Genomic DNA, 17,106 nt, shown 5'->3' on the forward strand with positions numbered 1-17,106 from the left:
TTATGCCGCCAAAGTCATCAGGCTGGCGTTGCCGCCTGCGGCCGTCGTATTGACGCAGAGAGCACGCTCAGCGACAAGACGCCACAAGGGCACCGGCTCGCTTTCGCTGCTGTCGACCACGGGGACCAGCGCACCGTCACGTGCGGCCAGCAGGGGCAGCAATGCAGGCAAAGCTTGCCTATCGACGACAGCTACCTGCAACGAAGCTTGTGCAAGTTCTTTCTGATCCAGCACCCTGATCGTATTGCGCACCTGCGCCGGCAATCCGGAAGGCAACAAGCGCGCGGTGTCGCTCAGCACCAGCGCTGAATTACCTGTCGAAAATACGGCAGCCAGCTGATTAAGCAAGCTGTCGACGCTGCTCGCACAACACAAAACGGCACCACGCGGCGCAAAGCTCAGCGTATTGCGTTCGCCGGTAGGACCGGGCAACACCACTTCGGTATCCAGCAGGGTTTCATGCGCATACGCATCCGCCAGCGCGGCAATGCGTTCATGCCCATGCGTACCGGCCCACGTCATCAGGCTGTCGAATGCCGGACGATTTGCCGCGACATCCTTTTGATGAATGGTATGCGGCGTGCGCTTGAATGTCGCATTGCGCTGCAGGCGCTTCAGGTAAAGCGGGCCGCCCGCCTTGGGCCCGGTTCCGGATTTGCCTTCACCGCCGAAGGGTTGCACGCCGACCACCGCGCCGACGATGTTGCGGTTTACATAGATATTGCCGACATGCGCGCGCGCGGTGATGAAATCAATCGTTTCATCGATACGTGAATGGACGCCCAGCGTCAGGCCATATCCGGTGGCATTGATGGAGTCCAGCAACTTCGGCAATTCATCGCGACGGTAACGCAGCACATGCAGCACCGGGCCGAAGACTTCATGCTGCAGTTCGGCCAGTGAAGCAATTTCGATCACCGTCGGCGGCACGAAGGTGCCCGCCTCGCAAGCCACTGGCAGGCGCAATTGATGCACCTTGTTGCCCTGCGCGCGCATGCGTTCGATATGGCGTAACAGGTTTTGCTGCGCTTCTTCATCGATCACCGGACCGATATCGGCGGCAAGGCGGTCCGGATTGCCGATACGCAGCTCCTGCATTGCCCCTTTCAGCATGGTGATCGTCTTGTCGGCGATATCGTGTTGCAGGCACAGCACGCGCAACGCGGAGCAACGCTGTCCGGCACTGTCGAACGCCGAACTGATTACATCGGTGACGACCTGTTCCGGCAAGGCGCTGGAATCGACAATCATCACATTCTGTCCGCCGGTTTCAGCGATCAGTGGAATATCGCATCCTTCCTGCGCGGCACGTTTGGCGAGGACGCGATTGATCAACTGGGCAACTTCAGTCGACCCGGTAAAGATGACGCCGCGTACGCGTTCATCAGCAGTCAATTTCGCACCGACGATGTCGCCACGCCCCGGCAGGAATTGCAGTGCGCCGCGAGGCACGCCGGCTTCATGCATCAGTTCCACGGCACGGCAGGCGATCAGGGGGGTCTGCTCGGCGGGTTTGGCGAGGACCACATTACCGGCGGCCAGTGCGGCACTGACTTCCCCAATGAAAATCGCCAGCGGGAAATTCCACGGGCTGATGCAAACCACCGGACCAAGCGCTGCCGTATTGGGTGACTGCACAATTTCCGCTGCGTAATAGCGCAGGAAATCAACGGCCTCGCGGACTTCGGCAATCGCATTCGGCAGCGACTTGCCGGCTTCGCGAATCGCAAGCGCCATCAATTCAAGCTTGTGCTGTTCAAGCAAGTCGGCGGCTTTGAACAGAGCTTGCGCACGCGCAGTCGGCGGCAGCGTCTGCCAGTCGGTCGCATAGTCGACGGCAGCCGCAAGCGCCTGCTCGACTTCTTCGGCAGTCGCTTCATTCACCTGCCCCACCACATCACGAAGGTTGGCCGGATTGCAAATGTCTTGCAGTGCGCCCGTTGCCTGGCGGGCATTCGCCAGCAAGGGTGCCGCCTTCCACTGGCGCTTGGCAAAGCCTGCAAAGGCTGTGTCGATGTCACGCAGGACAAGTTCATTGCTGAGGTCGAGGCCGGCCGAGTTCTTGCGCTCTGCGCCAAACATGTCCATCGGGAGTGCAATATTCGGATGCATTTCGCCCTTCAGACCCGTTGCCACCTCGAAGGGATCGGCGATCAGCGAATCGATCTCGACGTTTTCATCGACGATCTGATTGACGAAGGAAGAGTTCGCACCGTTTTCCAGCAAGCGGCGCACCAGATAGGCCAGCAGCGTTTCATGCGAGCCGACCGGGGCGTAAATGCGGCAGGGCTTGCCGAGCTTGTCGGCGCCCACCACCTGGTCATACAGGGTTTCGCCCATGCCATGCAGACACTGGAATTCGTAATCGGTGACGCCGCTTTCCTGCGCCCAGGTATAGATTGACGACAGCGTGTGCGCATTGTGTGTGGCGAACTGCGGATAGATCACATCGGTCGCCGCCAGCAGTTTTTGCGCGCAGACCAGATAGGACACATCGGTATAGACCTTACGGGTATAGACCGGATAACCCGGCATGCCATCGACCTGCGCCCGCTTGATTTCCGCATCCCAGTAAGCACCTTTGACAAGGCGTACCATGAACTTGCGCCCGCTGCGACGCGCCAGGTCGGCAAGGTAATCGATCACATACGGACAGCGCTTCTGGTAAGCCTGCACCACGAAGCCGATGCCGTCGAAGCCGGCAAGGTCGGCGTCATGCGCGAGCGCTTCCATCAGGTCCAGCGACAGTTCCAGCCGGTCGGCTTCTTCCGCATCGATGTTGAGACCGATGTTGTATCGCTTGGCCAGCAAAATCAGTTGCTTCAGGCGCGGCAGCAGTTCATTCATGGTGCGTACGCGCTGCGCGCGTGAATAGCGCGGATGCAATGCCGACAGCTTGACCGAAATGCCCGGGCCATCCTTGATGCCGCGCCCATTCGACGCACGGCCGATCGCATGGATTGCCTGTTCGTAGGCCGCGTAGTATTTCGCCGCATCCTCTTCGGTCAGCGCTGCTTCGCCCAGCATGTCATACGAATAGCGATAGCCGCGCTTCTCGTTGTCGCGGCTGTTGTCCAGCGCCTCATCAATGGTCTGGCCAGTCACGAACTGATTGCCCAGCATGCGCATCGCCAGGTCCACGCCTTTGCGGATCAGCGGTTCGCCGCCCTTGGCGATCAGCTTGGTCAGCGCCGATCCGAGGCCCTGCTCGCTGCTGGTGCCGACCAGCTTGCCGGTAATCAGCAATCCCCAGGTCGCTGCGTTGACGAACAGCGACGGTGATTCGCCCAGATGCCGGCGCCAGTCGCCCTTGCTGATCTTGTCGGCGATCAGGCGATCCGCGGTCTGGTGATCGGGAATGCGCAACAGCGCTTCGGCCAGGCACATCAGCGCCACGCCCTCTTCGGACGACAGCGAAAACTCATGCATCAATGCATCGACCCCCGACGCCCGGGTACGTTTTTCGCGAACCGCTTCGACCAGCCCGCGCGCCAGCTTTTGCGTTTGCGCCTTGGTGGCTGTGCCGGCCTTGGTCTGGCCCAGCAACCATCGCACGGCTTCAGCCTCATCGCGTCGGTAGGCGGCGGTGATTGCTGCCCGCAATGGTGCCGGTGTGTGGTTGATATCCGCATGGAAGGCCGAAAACGGCTGGACGGCGGTGTTCACTACAGGATCGATGGCTGTCAGCATGGTCTGGAATCGAATTAAAATGTCAGAGAGAATAATGATTCGATTGTAGGGAGGTTCATTAAGGATTTATTCTGGAAATCTGATTGACTATCGAAATTTTGTATTTTGTGGGACAATCCTGCCGAACAAAATTTATTCAGTACAACCTGCCATGCTTGATAAGATCAGCAAGAAAATCCTCTCCGAACTGCAGAACGACGGCCGTATCAGCAACGTGGAACTTGCTTCCCGGGTCAACCTGTCGCCCGCAGCCTGCCTCGAGCGGGTGCGCAAGCTGCAGGAAGCTGGCTACATCGTCAACTACACCGCCCAGCTCAACCCGCAACTGCTTGATGTATCGCTGCTGGTGTTCATTGAAGTGGTGCTGGACCGCACCACGCCGGAAGTGTTTGAGGCCTTCAAGCGTAGCGTGCAGGTTATCCCGGAAGTGCAGGAATGCCACATGGTGGCCGGCGGTTTTGATTACCTGGTCAAGGCGCGGGTCAAGGACATGAACGCTTACCGCGAATTCCTCGGCAAATCGCTGCTGCAGCTGAAAGGCGTACGTGAGACCCACACCTACGCGGTGATGGAAGAAGTAAAAAACACCACCAAACTGCCGATCCGTTAATCGGTCAACGACGCGGGCGCCGACGACGATGCACGCTGCATTCGCTGTGTTTCGCGAAACAGCTGCGGTGTCACGCCAAAACGCCGCTCGAAGGCTTTCGACAGGCGCGCCGCACTGCCGAATCCCACTTGCCCCGCCACCTCCTTCAGGCTTGCCTTTGACATCAGCAGATCGCGTGCGCGATCCAGCCTGAGGGTCTCGGCAAAACGGGCAGGCGTCTCCCCGACACTTTCCGTAAAGCGCCGATAGAAACTGCGTTCCGACATCGCCATGCGCGATGCCAGTTGCGGCACGTTCAGCGGTTCGCCGAGATGCGCGGCCATCCATTCGATGAGTGCTGAAAACGGCGCATCCGCCCGCTGCTGGGCATGCAGCAGCGGACTGAACTGCGACTGATAACCCGGCCGGCGCGCATACAGCACCAGTCGCTCCGCAATCCGGTTGGCCGCGGCCGTTCCCAGGTCCCTTTCGACGATTGCCAGGCACATGTCGATACCCGTGGTTACGCCGGCCGATGTCCATACCTTGCCATCTTCCACGTACAAGGCGGCACCGTCGACTTCCACTTCCGGGAAGCTGTCTGCCATAAATCGGCATGCGGACCAGTGTGTGGTCACCCGCTTTCCTTTCACCAGGCCGAGCGCAGCCAGCAGCAATGCGCCTGTGCAGATCGAACCGAAGCGCGCCGCACTTGCGCTGGCCTGCGCCAGCCAGCGGCTCAAATCAGGATCATGTGCAAGCCGCAGCAAGGCGGCTTCATCGCCGCCGGCAATCAGCAGCAGATCGACCGCCACAGGCGGCACTTGCGTCATCGCTTCGCTGAGAATGTCCATGGCGCTGCTGCTGCGCACCGCGCCGCCGGCAGCGGAGAGGATATGGACTTGATATACAGGCTGGGGGCAAGCGTCGTTCGCCGCGGCGAACACCGCTGCGGGGCCACTGACGTCGAGAATCTGCACACCGTCGTAGACAAGGATCGCAATCGTGATAGGAGCCGTCATGAATCTAGATCTCTGTGCCTGGCTAAGTATTTGGCAGAATTTAACCTGTTTCTGTCATTTCTGCCAAACCTGCATGGCATTAGAATCCGCTGACAGCTTTTATTCCCTCCGTAAAAGGACAGTCCCATGCTTGAACTCAGACCCAGCTGCGAACACTGTAATACTGCCTTGCCGCCAGAATCGACACAGGCCATGATCTGCAGCTTTGAATGCACCTTCTGCGCTCATTGCGCGACCACGCTATTGCAGAATATTTGCCCCAATTGTGGCGGCGGGTTTGCAGTCCGCCCGGTGCGCCCCCTGCAGAACTGGAAGAACGACAATTTTCTCGGAAAATACCCGGCATCCGCCATGGTCAAATACCGGCCTGTCGACCTGGCGGCCCATCGTCTGCTACTGGAAAGGCTGAGCGCTATTGCACCGGAGAAGCGTTAACACGGCGCCCTGGTGCTTGCCAGCCTTTGTGGCATGACATGCTTTGAGTTCAGTCAAAAGCCTGAGCGTCGCAATTCTGTACAACAGAAACAAAGCCCGACACAAAGAGGCGCAATACGGAAGGACAGAAGGACAGAAGGGAGTCGAAGGGCATCACGATGCGGGAGCTGATGCGATGATGTGGATTCATGAATTACCCTGGCACTGGCTGGAATCGTTCGCCATGGTGCTGTTCTGGGTGCTGGTCATTGTGCTTGCTCTGGTACCCATCAACTACCTGCGTGACCAGCTTAACTCACCCGAAATGTCGACGCCTTCCGGGCCGGAGCAGATGCCGGCACCCAAACAGGAACCTGGTCACGGTAAAACCTGAGATCCGAGTATCTGTCATCGGTAGCCACCGGTGATGGCCTGTGATGGCCTGCCATCCGGGCTACGCTGCCCGACATGACCGCCAAGGATGCAATTGCAGAATCGACAACGCATTGTATGCGCGGAACGACTGTCGCATCCCTCTTCCGGCTGATTCGACTTTTCAAGTTTACATACCTGTCTTCGCAAGCTTACAGCGTTTGACAAAAGTCAAGGCAGCCCCAGATCGCGGATATTCCGGATTGTCATTGGCCGCTGATTTGCGAAAATACACGACTTGGTTTTGCAGCAATTTCTGCATTTCATTTCAAGAATCCTATTCAGCAAAACAGGCGGTTACCAGATGCAATTTTTTGAACTTCGTACCTCCTCCAGAATGTCGCATTCCGTTATTGGTGCCTCCCGCAAACAGGGCCGGCGCGCGATTCCGGAAAGCGCATGATGGCGGCTACGCTGTTGCGCATCCTGGTAGTCGAGGATGACAAAGCCCTGTTAAGCATCCTGTGCGATATGCTCGCCGGCCTGGGATATCATGCCGTCGGTGTGGCTAGCGCGGAAGAAGCACTAATCCAACTCGACACCGGCAGCTTCAACGTCCTCCTTTCCGACATCAATCTTCCCGGCATGTCCGGTATCGACCTCGCGTCCAGGGCAGTTGCCATGGTTCATGGCATTCGCATCATCTTTTCCTCGGGCTTCGGTTACCTGGTGACCGACAGACTCGAATTCAGCTTCCAGCTGCTCAACAAGCCCTACCATCTTCAGGAACTTGCGCGCGCGATCCGGCACTCCGCCCGTCAGCTTTCCGGCGCAGAACAATAAGCGGCATGCATGGCCGCCTTGCTGCGGCCATGTACACAGCGCGTCACCAAATCGTCACGCAATCTTCATCTGGTCGTCATAAATCCTCCGTAGCATCACGGCTCGTGAAGTGATCAGCGCATCGCTGCTCTTTCCGGATCCGGAGGAAGTCATGAGTCACGACATCGTCATTGTCAGGGAAGGCGACGGTTATCGTCTTTTGCACGGACACCTGCGTCTGGCAAATGAACTCGGACAGCATGGCAAAATCGATATCGATGTTCCGGGCGAAGGAAAAATCAGCATTGTCAGGATGCGCAACGACTACACAGTGCATCGCGATGGCAAGCGTTTGCCGCTTTACAGGCAATAGAAACAGGAAAGAAAAAACAGAAAATGCAAAGCCCCATCCAAGCTCAAATGTTTGCAAGGTTTTGCCTAGGCCGCACAACATATTAAAGAGGAAAAACACCCATGAATGATCTGACCCGCAGCGCCCGGAGCGAACTGCTGGAGCCTGAAGATATCGGCACAAATTCTTCCAGCAACCCTTCCTTTGACAGTGTGCTCACTGCGCGCCTGAGCCGCCGCTCCATTCTGAAGGGTACCTTCGGCCTGGCCTCCAGCGTGTTCTTCGGTACCGGGCTGGCTGCCTGCGGTGGCGATAATGACGTCCTCGCTGCGCCGACAACTCCGCCGGTAACAGCGCCGGAAGTCACCAAGAGCCTCAAGCTCAATTTCAATGCGGTCGCCAAGAGCCTGGCCGATGTGGTGGCCGTCCCTGCAGGTTATACCGCCAGCGTGCTGTACCGCCTCGGCGACCCGATCGCGGCCGGCATCGCAGACTACAAAAATGATGGCACGGAAAGTGGTGCATCCTTTGCCCAGCGTGCCGGCGACCATCACGATGGCATGCATTTCTTCGGCATGTCGGCCGATGGCAAATACAGCGCGAGCAACAGCGATCGTGGATTACTGGTGATGAATCACGAAGCGATCACGGGCGCCTACCTGCATGCCAACGGTCAGACCATCGCCGGTAATGCGCGTACGGTCGCCGATGAAGTGCTGAAAGAAATGCATGCGCATGGTGTTAGCGTCATCGAAGTCAACCGCAGCGGTAGTGGCTTCAGCTATAAGAAGGATTCCGCCTTCAACCGCCGCATCACCGCACTGACCGAGATGAGCCTGTCGGGTCCGGCAGCGAAGTCGCCGATGATGATCACCGCCTATTCGACCGATGGTTCGAAAACGCGCGGCACCGTGAACAACTGCGCCAACGGCTACACCCCTTGGGGCACCTACATCACCTGCGAAGAAAACTGGGCCGGCTTCTTCCGCCGCGTCGCCGCAACCGATGACGCGAACCGCACTGCCAAGGAAAAAACCTCGTTCACACGCTATGGCGTCAACACCAACGGCACCCATTTGTGGGCAACGGTGACCACCGCGGAAACCAGCGATACCACATTCAGCCGCTGGAACGCGATGAAGACAGGACCATCGGCGGACGGCAGCGACGACTTCCGCAACGCACCCAACACCTATGGCTGGATCGTCGAAATCGATCCCTTCACGCCGACATCGACACCGAAAAAACGTACGGCGATGGGCCGCTTCGCCCATGAAAACGCCGCTTATCTGCCCGTGGTCGCCGGTCAACCGGTGGTGTACTACATGGGTGACGACTCGCGCGGCGAATACCTGTACAAGTATGTCTCGACCGCGATGTGGGACCCGGTCGATGCCACCAGGGGTCTGTCCGCTGGCGACAAGTATCTGGACGACGGCAAGCTGTACGTCGCTAAATTCAATGCGGACGGTACCGGTAGCTGGGTCGAGCTCAAGTTTGGCAGCAACGGTTTGACAGCCTCGAATCCCGCCTATGCATTCGCTGATCAGGCCGACGTGCTGATCAATTCCCGTCTGGCAGCCGATGCTGTCGGCGCCACCAAGATGGATCGCCCGGAATGGGTCGCTGTCAATCCGGCCAACAATGAAGGCTACCTGACGCTGACCAATAACAGCAATCGCGTGCCGGCGAATCCAACGTCGAGCCAGCAGCTGGTGGACGCTGCCAATCCGCGCTTCTACAACGATCCCAAGGGCAGCGCCGGGACCGCGCAGAAAGGCAATCCGAATGGTCACATCATTCGCTGGAAGGATGCTTCGGCAACAGCGACGACATTCCAGTGGGATGTGTTCCTGTTCGGCGCCCGCTCGACGGCCAATGCGGACAACATCAACCTGTCCAACCTGACCGCCAACAATGATTTCTCCAGCCCGGACGGGCTGTGGTTTTCAAATAATACCGGCCTGCTGTGGATTCAGACCGATGATGGCGCCTATACCGATGTCACCAACTGCATGATGCTGGCGGCTGTCGCCGGCAAGGTCGGCGACGGCGGCAAGAAAACCATCAACAATGTCGATGGCGCTACGATCAAGGCAGTGGACACTTATGTCGGCGCAGCGCCGGGCGATACTAACCTGCGCCGTTTCCTGGTCGGTCCGAAGGAGTGCGAAATCACCGGTGTCACCGAAACTCCGGATGGCAAGGCATTGTTCGTCAACATCCAGCATCCGGGCGAAGACTCCAAGCCCGACTATACCAATCCTGCCAGCTATGGCAGCCACTGGCCGGACGGCGGTACTTCGCGCCCGCGTTCAGCGACCATCGTGATCACCAAGAGCGATGGCGGCACGGTTGGCGGCGGCCTTGCCTGACGATTCGCTGCTTCACCATCCGCATGCAAACCCGCTTCGGCGGGTTTTTTGTTTCATGAATCAAGCCACAAAGTCGCTGAAAGGCATCCGTACTGTTCTCCTCACAGCTCCACCGGTTGGCTAACGGGGTACGCACAAGACAAGAGACAGGAGGCCATTCAGCTAAGGCTCTTTTCCGGCGCGACGTTCAATTTCAGGATGCTATCCTTGGTTGTGCCACTCAAGTGCGAGCGCAGCCATTTATGCGCCGGACCCCGGGTATCCCTTTCATGCCACAGCATGTCGATATGCACGGTCGGCGTGGGGAACGGCAATTCCTTCGTGATCAACGCTCCGGTAATACCGGTCGATGCAATCAGATGCCTTGGCAAAACGGTGATCAGGTCGGAAGTCGCCACCACACGGCCGGCGGTAAAGAACTGGTTGACCGTGAGCAGGATGCGCCGTTCGCGCCCGAGCTGCGCCAGTGTCTCATCGATCAAGCCATGGGCGCGTCCGGAAAAACTCACCAGCAAGTGGTTTGCCGAGCAGTAGCTATCGATTGTTAGTTCTTCTTTGGCCAGAGGGTGATTCTTGCGCATGACGCAGACATAGCGTCCCGAATACAACTGTTCATGCCGGATCGGCGACACGGAGGCGCCCTGCCCTCCGGCCAGTTGTGCGACCACGCCGGGAAAGAAACCCACTGCCAGATCGATGTCGCCGCGCAGCAGCATCGGCCTCGGCTCACGCGTCGTCAGCGGCACCATGCGAATCGTAAGGCCCGGTGCCTCCCGCTCAATCGAGCGTACAAGAGACGGCAGCCACAGTGCGGCAGTCGCATCGGCCATTGCCATCCGAAAGGTGTTTTGCGCAGTGGCAATGTCAAAGCTCTGTTCCGGAACAATTGCTTCTTCCAGTTCAGATAGGGCACGTCGTACCGCAGGCCACAGTGTTTCAGCCCGCAAAGTGGGTTTGACACCATGCGCGGTGCGAATCAGCAACTCGTCGCCAAGCGCATCGCGTAGCCGGCGTAATGCGTTGGAAACAGCGGGTTGCGTCATTGCCAGGCGGCTTGCCGCACGTGTCAGGTTTTGCTCGGTCATCACGGCATCGAAGACACGCAAGAGGTTCAGGTCGAGGGTAAGGAAACTCATGATGAATGTCCGGCAGGGTTTCTTTCAAGAAAGACAACTTGGTTATCACTTCCGTCATGGATATTCACGAAAAGTATAGCTGATATGCACAACGGAAATTGGTTTTATAACTTTTGTCTACTTATACTGCAATGCAGCAAAAGAGAGAAGTCATTCTGAAAAAATTATTGGGAGTAAGTCATGTCCATCCTGTCCATCGCATTCCCCGCTGAAGCAGCCTTGCCTGCACTGCAGGCGTTTGCCGGAACTGCAGTATCGGCGGTTCGCCCGGTTGTCGGATTGGGCATCGTCGCCGCATTCCTGTTGGCATTCAGACCGCTGCTAATCGGCCTGCTCCGCGCCGCGCTGCTCGTCATCAAACCACGCCAGACCCTGGAACAGCGCTCCGAGCGCCGCATTCTGCAAAGCGTGCTGCTGCTGAACCGCATGGCGCGAGACCTCGACGGTCTCGATCCGAGCCAGGCGCGTGAACTGCGTGCCCTCGCCGCACGTGGCTAAGCATCAAACAAGCATAAAAGATCATTTACGGAGCCAACATGAACGCCTTGACAAGATCGACTGCCCAGCATGACCAGTTGCCGAGCCTGCTGGTGGAATGCGCGTTTTTCATGCGCCGTTCGCGCAGCGTTGCGTCGATGTTACCGGCCTTCCTGATCAGTGGCATGGCAAGTCTGGTAACGAGCCTGGTATTGCATGCGGCCGGGACGGGTGGCAACGAGCACCTGGTAACCGGCTGGGTCGAAGGCTGGCTGACCGCCTGGCCCATCGCATTCCCGCTTACCTATGGCGTCGCGCTGTCCCTGCGGAAAATGACTTCGCTGCTGAAGAAGCGTTCACGACCGGCAGGCGGCCTTGGCTTTGCCGACGTGGTTGACGTGTCCAGCGGGGTAACGAAGGCGCATCGCCTCCACGTTTTGCGTGGTCTGCGCGCCGGCGATCCTTATCGCGCCTGAGCAGGCAAGAAGGTCACAGCGTCTCCTTCATTGTTTCCAGAATTAAGCCCCGCAGCGCAAGCAGCGGGGCTTTTTTATTTTTGGCAGCATTGGCAGCATTGGCAGCAGTTACAACCCACGCAGCAATAGTTCAGTATTCACGACCCGGATTGTGCCCCGGATCCGCGTTCCAGACTCCTCGAACCAGCGTTGCGCGACAAACGGCGCGAACCCCGTCTCTTCGCGAATCGCAAACTGGAATATCGCGTCCCAGTCGCTGTCGCGCGGCATCACCCAGACAACCTGACGGCCATTGTCGGCGCGGATGCCGGCATGGCGCAAGTTGGCGCGCACACCCTCGGCACGCTCCTCCCGACTTTGTGCATATCCACCGTTCCCGTCAGGCAAGGGCAGTACGGCCGGCACGCGCTTCTGCGTCAGCGCGGAAGCCCTGCTGGGAAAACGCGCCCATGGACCAATCAAAACCTGACCAACGAACTGTAGTTCGGGTTCGTCGAGCGGTTCATCCAGGTAATAACAGGAAAGCAAATATGGCATGGCGTCGTCGTCAGTCCGATTCTATGGATCAATGCCTGCCCCGGACCATCATACCGCCGAGCCAACGGCCGACAAACGAAAATGTCAGCTTTCGTCGGCCTTGTCGCGGCCACGCGGCCGGTTCTTGTCGTAGATTGCAAACAGGATCAAGCCGTAACCAAGCAGACGTATCAGGTAATACAGTGGAAAATCCTCATCAGCTTGTGTCATGTTGGATGTAAGCGAGCTTCCCGCCATCACGCGGTTCAATGCGTCAAGAGCGAAGGCCATTGCAAAGAACAGGAAAAAACGGTCGCCTGTGCTGCGCCAGAACCGCAGGAAGAACAATGCCGCAATCAGCGATGCCGTGACGATGGCGCCAAGTAACATATCATTCATCGAAGCCTCACTCCTCCCAAATCAGCCCGTACAGCAACGGCAACAAGGCAATCAACGAAGTTGCCAGCCTCCATGTCGTCAGGTCGACCGTTGTCGCAAACACGACCCGGTCAAGGATCAGGAGCACATTGTTGATCGACAGACCGACGAAACACAGACCGCTCCAGAACAGCAAACGATAACCATTGCTACGGTAACCACGCAATAGCAGCCATGAGCAAAGCATCGAGGTAATTGCGCACAGCGCATAGATAACAGGAGCCATCTCAGGAATCCTTTCGCCATTTGAAAGCATCGGCAAACTGTTGTGCTTTCCTGCCGGACTTGGAATGAATAAGATTGGTCATCGCCACAAGTTGTGTTGAATACGCAGCGGCTACCTGATCGATTATTTGGCGCAACCCTTCGGAAGTCGGGGCGAAACGGTAACGGCCAGGAGAAGCCGCATCATGACTCAGAATGCCTGCATCATGCAGTTCAGCCAGCAGCAAGGCTGCCGCTTTCTCGCTCAGATACAGGCGATTGGCCAGCATGACACTGTCCCAGTCACCGGTATCCTCGGCGCGCAGCAACAGCATCGCTTCAAGGTACGGGACGGACGGAATGCTCGTCAGCACGAAACGACGGACGTCGTCAGTAATGAGAGAGCCAGTAACCATGCTAGGTATTGTCAAAGAGAAACATGCAAAAGGGAAAGGGAATGTTACCTATCCCTGCACGTAACGTCGATGCCGTTCTGACCATATCCCACTCAATCTTGATTTGCCTCAATCCGCAACTTGCCTTGATAGCATCAGCCTAACCTGCCACAAGTGGTTTCCGCAGGATGGGTAAAACCAAACATCTGCAACCTTGTCCAAATGGCCATCAACCGAAAAGGTGTCAATGGTGGACAACGAGAAGCCCCACAAGCCGGACCAGCAACATCGATCAAGCAAAAATAAGCGGCAGCCCCAGCGAAAGCGCAAAATTTGGCGTTACTTCTTCATCCTGTCAGGTGTATTCACCATCATGCTGCTGGGCGTTTCCGCCTTGGTCGCCAGCTATGTCGCCAAGATTGTTCCCACTACCCCGGGCGTAGAAGCCCTGTTACATGCCCGTAGCGCGCAGCCCAGCATTCTGTTGTCGGCAGACGGTACCCATCTTGCCACCTTTAGTCGCGGGCAGCAGGAACAGGTCGGACTTGAGCAAATCTCGCCCCATGTGCTGGAAGCACTGATCGCCACCGAAGATCACCGGTTCTATGAACATCGCGGCATCGATGTCAGCCGGACCTTGTCCGCTATCGTACATACCTTGCGCGGGGATGCCCAAGGCGGCTCCACGATCACCCAGCAGCTTGTGCGCAATCTCTTTCCTGAGGAGATCGGCCGAACCCGCACGATAGACCGCAAGCTGCGTGAAATCATTACTGCCATCAAGATTGAAAAGGCTTATACCAAGGACGAGATCCTCGAGACGTATCTGAACAGTGTCCCTTTCCTGTACAACGTGGTCGGCATCGAAATGGCGGCGCGCACCTATTACGACAAGCCGGCCTCCGAACTGGACGTGGTAGAAAGCGCCACCCTGGTTGGCATGCTCAAGGGAACCAGCTATTACAACCCGATCATCAATCCGGAACGCGCGCAGAAGCGCCGTAACGTGGTGCTTGCGCAAATGCACAAGCGCGGCCTGCTATCCGAGGACGAGTTCAACGCCATGCGCGAGCAAGCCTTGCAGGTCAAGCTGACGCGCCAGCCGGACCCGCTCGGCGTGGCCCCGCATTTCGCCGCTTACGTGCGCAGGCAACTGATCGAATGGGCTGACGCCAACGACTATAACCTTTACACCGACGGGTTGGTCATTCAGAGTACCATCGACGATCGCTTGCAGCAGATGGCGGCCGAAGCGGTCGAGCGACAATCGCAGGTACTGCAAGACATTGCCGATGTCGAATGGGGCCGCAGTACCGAGCGCGTTGCTTCACAAACACCGACTGCCTATGGTGCGCTACGCAAGAACGTCGAGCCCTTCAGCTATTTCTGGTCCGCACGCCCCGAGTTGCTTGACGCCTTCGTGCGGGAAACGCCGGAGTACAAGAAAGCAATCAGTTCAGGACAGACCGACGAAGCTGCACTGGCAAAGTTGAAAGCGAACACCGGCTTCATGACCCGGCTTCGTGACAACAAGACGCGACTTGAGGCTGGCTTCCTGGCGATGGACCCGGTAAGCGGAGAGATCAAGGCCTGGATCGGCAGCCGCAGCTTTGAACGCGACCAGTTTGACCATGTCGCCCAAGCCGAACGGCAACCGGGCTCCACTTTCAAACCGATCGTATATGGCGCTGCGCTGGAACAGGGGTTGCGCCCGGATCGGGTCTATCCCGATGGTCAGGTTGAAATCCGCGCACCCGACGGCAGCGTCTGGCGGCCAACGGACATGTCGGGCTTCAGCGGGCGCATGATGAGCCTGCGTGAAGGCCTGATTTATTCCAAGAACACGATCACCGCGCAGGTGATGCAGGACGTCGGCTTGCCAAACGTGCTCAGGCTGGCGCGCGACATCGGCGTAAACCAGAGCCGGCTCGACCCGGTGCCTTCCCTCTCGCTGGGCACAAGTCCCGTGACGTTGCTGGAAATGGTGTCAGCCTATTCGACGATTGCCCGTGTTGGCAGCTACCGTGAGCCGGTCGCGATCCGGAAGATCACCGACCGTGACGGCAATGTGGTGGCCGAATTCGATACCGAGGCGCACCGCGTCATGTCCGAAGACACCGCAATCGAGCTCATTGACATGATGCGCGGCGTAGTGCGTCAGGGCACCGCAACCGAAGTTCGAAGCCGCTTTAAAATCGTGGCCGATATCGCCGGCAAGACTGGCACCACGCAAAACAATACCGATGGCTGGTTCATCATGATGCATCCCAATATCGTTGCCGGCGCCTGGGTCGGTTTCAATGACTCGCGCGTGACCATGCGCAGCGACTATTGGGGTCAGGGTGGCCATAATGCCCTGCTGCTCGTCGGCGATTTTTTTCGCGACACCATCAAATCGAAGATGATCGATGTCAAGGCCAAGTTCCCGCAGCCGAAACGGCCGCCGCCCGTACTGGTCAACGCGCCGTCCGACGCGTGGGTGGATAAGGTGACTGAAAATATGGAAATGCCGCCTGGCTATGGCGTCATTCAGCGCGAAAGCACGACCATTGTGATCGCGCCGCCTGAAGCGCCGCCCATGGAACGCGGCAGTGATTCCGCGCCGATGCTCAGCAGCGATGAACTTAACCGGTATCTAAGCGGCATCGGGCGCGACCCGGCTCCCGTGCCGCGTTCCGATACCGCCACCAGTTCCGGTGGAAGCGGGGGCGGCAGCCGCCAGTCAGGCGGCCGCGATTTGATTTTTCCGGATGTCGGGCATTAAGTGACACAATATACGGGACTGCCTACAAGGTGACCTCGCCTTCCGGTTCCAGCAAAGGCGGTGATTTGAACACCTTGGGAATGTGTCGGTCCATATTGGCCCAAGGCAAGGCACTGACCGTCCAGATATCGGCGACCGGTTTGAACCAATCCGGCTCGTCGAGCGACGATGCGTGGACCAGGACCACATCCGGCGTTCGCTCGCCCAGTGCAAACAGCGGCGAACCACATTCGCCGCAAAAGCAGCGCTCGCTGTGGCTATCCGCAATTGCCTGGGTAAAAAACCGTTTCGGTGTGCCGCGTACATCAAGCGATTGTGCGGCAACCACTATTAAGGGCGCAAACGCACCACCACCCGCCTGTTGGCAACTTTGACAGTGGCAGTTGTACATCGCCAGTGGTGGTGCCGCGCATTGGTAGCGTATTGCGCCACACGCGCAACCGCCGGAGAATTGTGTCGGCATGGAAACCTCCATCGTCAATCAAAATTAGACCGACCGGGTTCGCTAAAAATCTGCCGCCACGCGATATGCGGGCTGGAAACCTGTCCGCTTATGCTGCTTCGGTTACTGCTTTAACAGAGTCAAAACGGCTTGAAGCCGTGCTTGGTTGGGCAAGGAAATAAATGATCACGATCCAGCCCAGCACGGGCACGATGCCAATCAACTGCATCCATCCGCTACGGTCGGTGTCATGGAGCCGGCGTGTGGCGGCGGCAATCGACGGTAGCAGCATACCTAGCGAAAATAGCCCCGACAGCGTATTGCTGACGAAGGAAAGTACGATGCTGGCGATGACGGTAAACAGCACGAACCACCAGTATTCCGAGCGTGATGCGCGACCATTGAAATCCGCGTACTTCGACAGGCAGGTCTTGGTCGCTTCGGTAAAGGTCATTTTTTTGTCTCCTTGGTTATTTGTTTTTCAGATCGGCATACACCGGCACTTATTCGCCGTCCCGGGTATTTCTTCAGGGTATCACGGTGGTAAAACCTTAACCATGAATTGTCGCCGGCGCCATCCCATCGATATGGGGTATCAATCGTCCGCACCGGACGGCGAACC

18 protein-coding genes are annotated in these 17,106 nt (G+C 57.8%); 9 read left to right on the top strand and 9 right to left on the bottom strand.

The window, feature by feature from the left end:
• Complete coding sequence (gene putA, locus ASE07_RS01130; RefSeq protein WP_057288945.1) at positions 1-3,690, bottom strand: trifunctional transcriptional regulator/proline dehydrogenase/L-glutamate gamma-semialdehyde dehydrogenase; 3,690 nt, start codon at positions 3,688-3,690, stop codon at positions 1-3.
• Positions 3,691-3,841: 151 nt separating this feature from the next.
• Between putA and ASE07_RS01135 the strand changes: the two genes are divergently transcribed.
• Positions 3,842-4,300, top strand: a complete 459-nt coding sequence (locus ASE07_RS01135; protein ID WP_057288946.1) for an Lrp/AsnC ligand binding domain-containing protein — start codon at positions 3,842-3,844, stop codon at positions 4,298-4,300.
• Here the strand turns inward: ASE07_RS01135 and ASE07_RS01140 are convergent.
• Positions 4,297-5,301 (bottom strand): GlxA family transcriptional regulator, encoded by a 1,005-nt coding sequence (locus ASE07_RS01140; protein ID WP_057288947.1) that lies wholly within the window; start codon positions 5,299-5,301, stop codon positions 4,297-4,299. The genes ASE07_RS01135 and ASE07_RS01140 overlap by 4 nt on opposite strands.
• 126 nt (positions 5,302-5,427) lie before the next feature.
• Between ASE07_RS01140 and ASE07_RS01145 the strand changes: the two genes are divergently transcribed.
• The 5 genes from ASE07_RS01145 to ASE07_RS01165 all read left to right on the top strand — a co-directional run bounded on the left by ASE07_RS01145 (position 5,428) and on the right by ASE07_RS01165 (position 9,636).
• Positions 5,428-5,736 (top strand): DUF1272 domain-containing protein, encoded by a 309-nt coding sequence (locus tag ASE07_RS01145; RefSeq protein ID WP_057288948.1) that lies wholly within the window; start codon positions 5,428-5,430, stop codon positions 5,734-5,736.
• 175 nt (positions 5,737-5,911) lie between these two features.
• On the top strand, positions 5,912-6,109 hold the full coding sequence (locus tag ASE07_RS01150) for a hypothetical protein (RefSeq protein WP_057288949.1): 198 nt from the start codon (positions 5,912-5,914) through the stop codon (positions 6,107-6,109).
• Between the two features lie 437 nt (positions 6,110-6,546).
• The gene (locus tag ASE07_RS01155) at positions 6,547-6,930 is read left to right on the top strand and encodes a response regulator (protein ID WP_057288950.1); all 384 of its coding nucleotides are present in this window, start codon (positions 6,547-6,549) and stop codon (positions 6,928-6,930) included.
• A 151-nt stretch (positions 6,931-7,081) separates the two neighbouring features.
• Positions 7,082-7,282 (top strand): hypothetical protein, encoded by a 201-nt coding sequence (locus tag ASE07_RS01160; protein ID WP_156396315.1) that lies wholly within the window; start codon positions 7,082-7,084, stop codon positions 7,280-7,282.
• Positions 7,283-7,383: 101 nt separating this feature from the next.
• On the top strand, positions 7,384-9,636 hold the full coding sequence (locus ASE07_RS01165) for a PhoX family protein (RefSeq protein WP_057288952.1): 2,253 nt from the start codon (positions 7,384-7,386) through the stop codon (positions 9,634-9,636).
• Positions 9,637-9,794: 158 nt separating this feature from the next.
• Here ASE07_RS01165 and ASE07_RS01170 read toward each other — a convergent pair whose 3' ends face one another.
• Positions 9,795-10,772 (bottom strand): LysR family transcriptional regulator, encoded by a 978-nt coding sequence (locus ASE07_RS01170; RefSeq protein ID WP_057288953.1) that lies wholly within the window; start codon positions 10,770-10,772, stop codon positions 9,795-9,797.
• 180 nt (positions 10,773-10,952) lie between these two features.
• Here ASE07_RS01170 and ASE07_RS01175 point away from each other — a divergent pair, with 180 nt between their 5' ends.
• Both ASE07_RS01175 and ASE07_RS01180 read left to right on the top strand, forming a co-directional pair.
• Positions 10,953-11,270: a hypothetical protein gene (locus ASE07_RS01175; protein WP_057288954.1), complete on the top strand. Its 318-nt coding sequence runs from the start codon at positions 10,953-10,955 to the stop codon at positions 11,268-11,270.
• A 38-nt stretch (positions 11,271-11,308) separates the two neighbouring features.
• Positions 11,309-11,725 carry a DUF2798 domain-containing protein gene (locus ASE07_RS01180; protein WP_057288955.1) on the top strand — a complete coding sequence of 139 codons (417 nt, stop codon included), beginning with the start codon at positions 11,309-11,311 and terminating at the stop codon, positions 11,723-11,725.
• Between the two features lie 108 nt (positions 11,726-11,833).
• Here the strand turns inward: ASE07_RS01180 and ASE07_RS01185 are convergent, their stop codons facing one another.
• From ASE07_RS01185 to ASE07_RS01200, 4 genes are all read right to left on the bottom strand, one after another.
• Positions 11,834-12,262, bottom strand: coding sequence for a hypothetical protein (locus ASE07_RS01185; protein ID WP_057288956.1), 429 nt, complete (start codon positions 12,260-12,262; stop codon positions 11,834-11,836).
• An 84-nt stretch (positions 12,263-12,346) separates the two neighbouring features.
• Positions 12,347-12,640: a DUF5985 family protein gene (locus tag ASE07_RS01190; protein WP_057288957.1), complete on the bottom strand. Its 294-nt coding sequence runs from the start codon at positions 12,638-12,640 to the stop codon at positions 12,347-12,349.
• 7 nt (positions 12,641-12,647) lie between these two features.
• Entirely contained in the window at positions 12,648-12,905 is a 258-nt protein-coding gene (locus ASE07_RS01195; RefSeq protein ID WP_057288958.1) for a DUF5985 family protein, read from the bottom strand.
• A 1-nt stretch (position 12,906) separates the two neighbouring features.
• Entirely contained in the window at positions 12,907-13,299 is a 393-nt protein-coding gene (locus tag ASE07_RS01200; protein ID WP_057288959.1) for a hypothetical protein, read from the bottom strand.
• Between the two features lie 226 nt (positions 13,300-13,525).
• Between ASE07_RS01200 and ASE07_RS01205 the strand changes: the two genes are divergently transcribed.
• Positions 13,526-16,042 carry a penicillin-binding protein 1A gene (locus tag ASE07_RS01205; protein WP_057288960.1) on the top strand — a complete coding sequence of 839 codons (2,517 nt, stop codon included), beginning with the start codon at positions 13,526-13,528 and terminating at the stop codon, positions 16,040-16,042.
• 22 nt (positions 16,043-16,064) lie between these two features.
• Here the strand turns inward: ASE07_RS01205 and ASE07_RS01210 are convergent, their stop codons facing one another.
• Together ASE07_RS01210 and ASE07_RS01215 are read right to left on the bottom strand one after the other, a co-directional pair.
• Complete coding sequence (locus ASE07_RS01210; protein ID WP_162256853.1) at positions 16,065-16,505, bottom strand: GFA family protein; 441 nt, start codon at positions 16,503-16,505, stop codon at positions 16,065-16,067.
• 88 nt (positions 16,506-16,593) lie between these two features.
• Positions 16,594-16,938: a DUF805 domain-containing protein gene (locus ASE07_RS01215; RefSeq protein ID WP_057288962.1), complete on the bottom strand. Its 345-nt coding sequence runs from the start codon at positions 16,936-16,938 to the stop codon at positions 16,594-16,596.
• Positions 16,939-17,106 lie beyond the last annotated feature (168 nt).

It is taken from the genome of Noviherbaspirillum sp. Root189, from assembly GCF_001428545.1.
Classification (GTDB): Bacteria; Pseudomonadota; Gammaproteobacteria; order Burkholderiales; family Burkholderiaceae_D; genus Noviherbaspirillum.

What these genes read in the sequence shown, in the direction of transcription:
- putA (WP_057288945.1), bottom strand. Translation starts at nt 3,690, where the DNA reads ATGCTGACAGCCATCGATCCTGTAGTGAACACCGCCGTCCAGCCGTTT.
- ASE07_RS01135 (WP_057288946.1), top strand. Translation starts at nt 3,842, where the DNA reads ATGCTTGATAAGATCAGCAAGAAAATCCTCTCCGAACTGCAGAACGAC.
- ASE07_RS01140 (WP_057288947.1), bottom strand. Translation starts at nt 5,301, where the DNA reads ATGACGGCTCCTATCACGATTGCGATCCTTGTCTACGACGGTGTGCAG.
- ASE07_RS01145 (WP_057288948.1), top strand. Translation starts at nt 5,428, where the DNA reads ATGCTTGAACTCAGACCCAGCTGCGAACACTGTAATACTGCCTTGCCG.
- ASE07_RS01150 (WP_057288949.1), top strand. Translation starts at nt 5,912, where the DNA reads ATGATGTGGATTCATGAATTACCCTGGCACTGGCTGGAATCGTTCGCC.
- ASE07_RS01155 (WP_057288950.1), top strand. Translation starts at nt 6,547, where the DNA reads ATGATGGCGGCTACGCTGTTGCGCATCCTGGTAGTCGAGGATGACAAA.
- ASE07_RS01160 (WP_156396315.1), top strand. Translation starts at nt 7,082, where the DNA reads ATGAGTCACGACATCGTCATTGTCAGGGAAGGCGACGGTTATCGTCTT.
- ASE07_RS01165 (WP_057288952.1), top strand. Translation starts at nt 7,384, where the DNA reads ATGAATGATCTGACCCGCAGCGCCCGGAGCGAACTGCTGGAGCCTGAA.
- ASE07_RS01170 (WP_057288953.1), bottom strand. Translation starts at nt 10,772, where the DNA reads ATGAGTTTCCTTACCCTCGACCTGAACCTCTTGCGTGTCTTCGATGCC.
- ASE07_RS01175 (WP_057288954.1), top strand. Translation starts at nt 10,953, where the DNA reads ATGTCCATCCTGTCCATCGCATTCCCCGCTGAAGCAGCCTTGCCTGCA.
- ASE07_RS01180 (WP_057288955.1), top strand. Translation starts at nt 11,309, where the DNA reads ATGAACGCCTTGACAAGATCGACTGCCCAGCATGACCAGTTGCCGAGC.
- ASE07_RS01185 (WP_057288956.1), bottom strand. Translation starts at nt 12,262, where the DNA reads ATGCCATATTTGCTTTCCTGTTATTACCTGGATGAACCGCTCGACGAA.
- ASE07_RS01190 (WP_057288957.1), bottom strand. Translation starts at nt 12,640, where the DNA reads ATGAATGATATGTTACTTGGCGCCATCGTCACGGCATCGCTGATTGCG.
- ASE07_RS01195 (WP_057288958.1), bottom strand. Translation starts at nt 12,905, where the DNA reads ATGGCTCCTGTTATCTATGCGCTGTGCGCAATTACCTCGATGCTTTGC.
- ASE07_RS01200 (WP_057288959.1), bottom strand. Translation starts at nt 13,299, where the DNA reads ATGGTTACTGGCTCTCTCATTACTGACGACGTCCGTCGTTTCGTGCTG.
- ASE07_RS01205 (WP_057288960.1), top strand. Translation starts at nt 13,526, where the DNA reads ATGGTGGACAACGAGAAGCCCCACAAGCCGGACCAGCAACATCGATCA.
- ASE07_RS01210 (WP_162256853.1), bottom strand. Translation starts at nt 16,505, where the DNA reads ATGCCGACACAATTCTCCGGCGGTTGCGCGTGTGGCGCAATACGCTAC.
- ASE07_RS01215 (WP_057288962.1), bottom strand. Translation starts at nt 16,938, where the DNA reads ATGACCTTTACCGAAGCGACCAAGACCTGCCTGTCGAAGTACGCGGAT.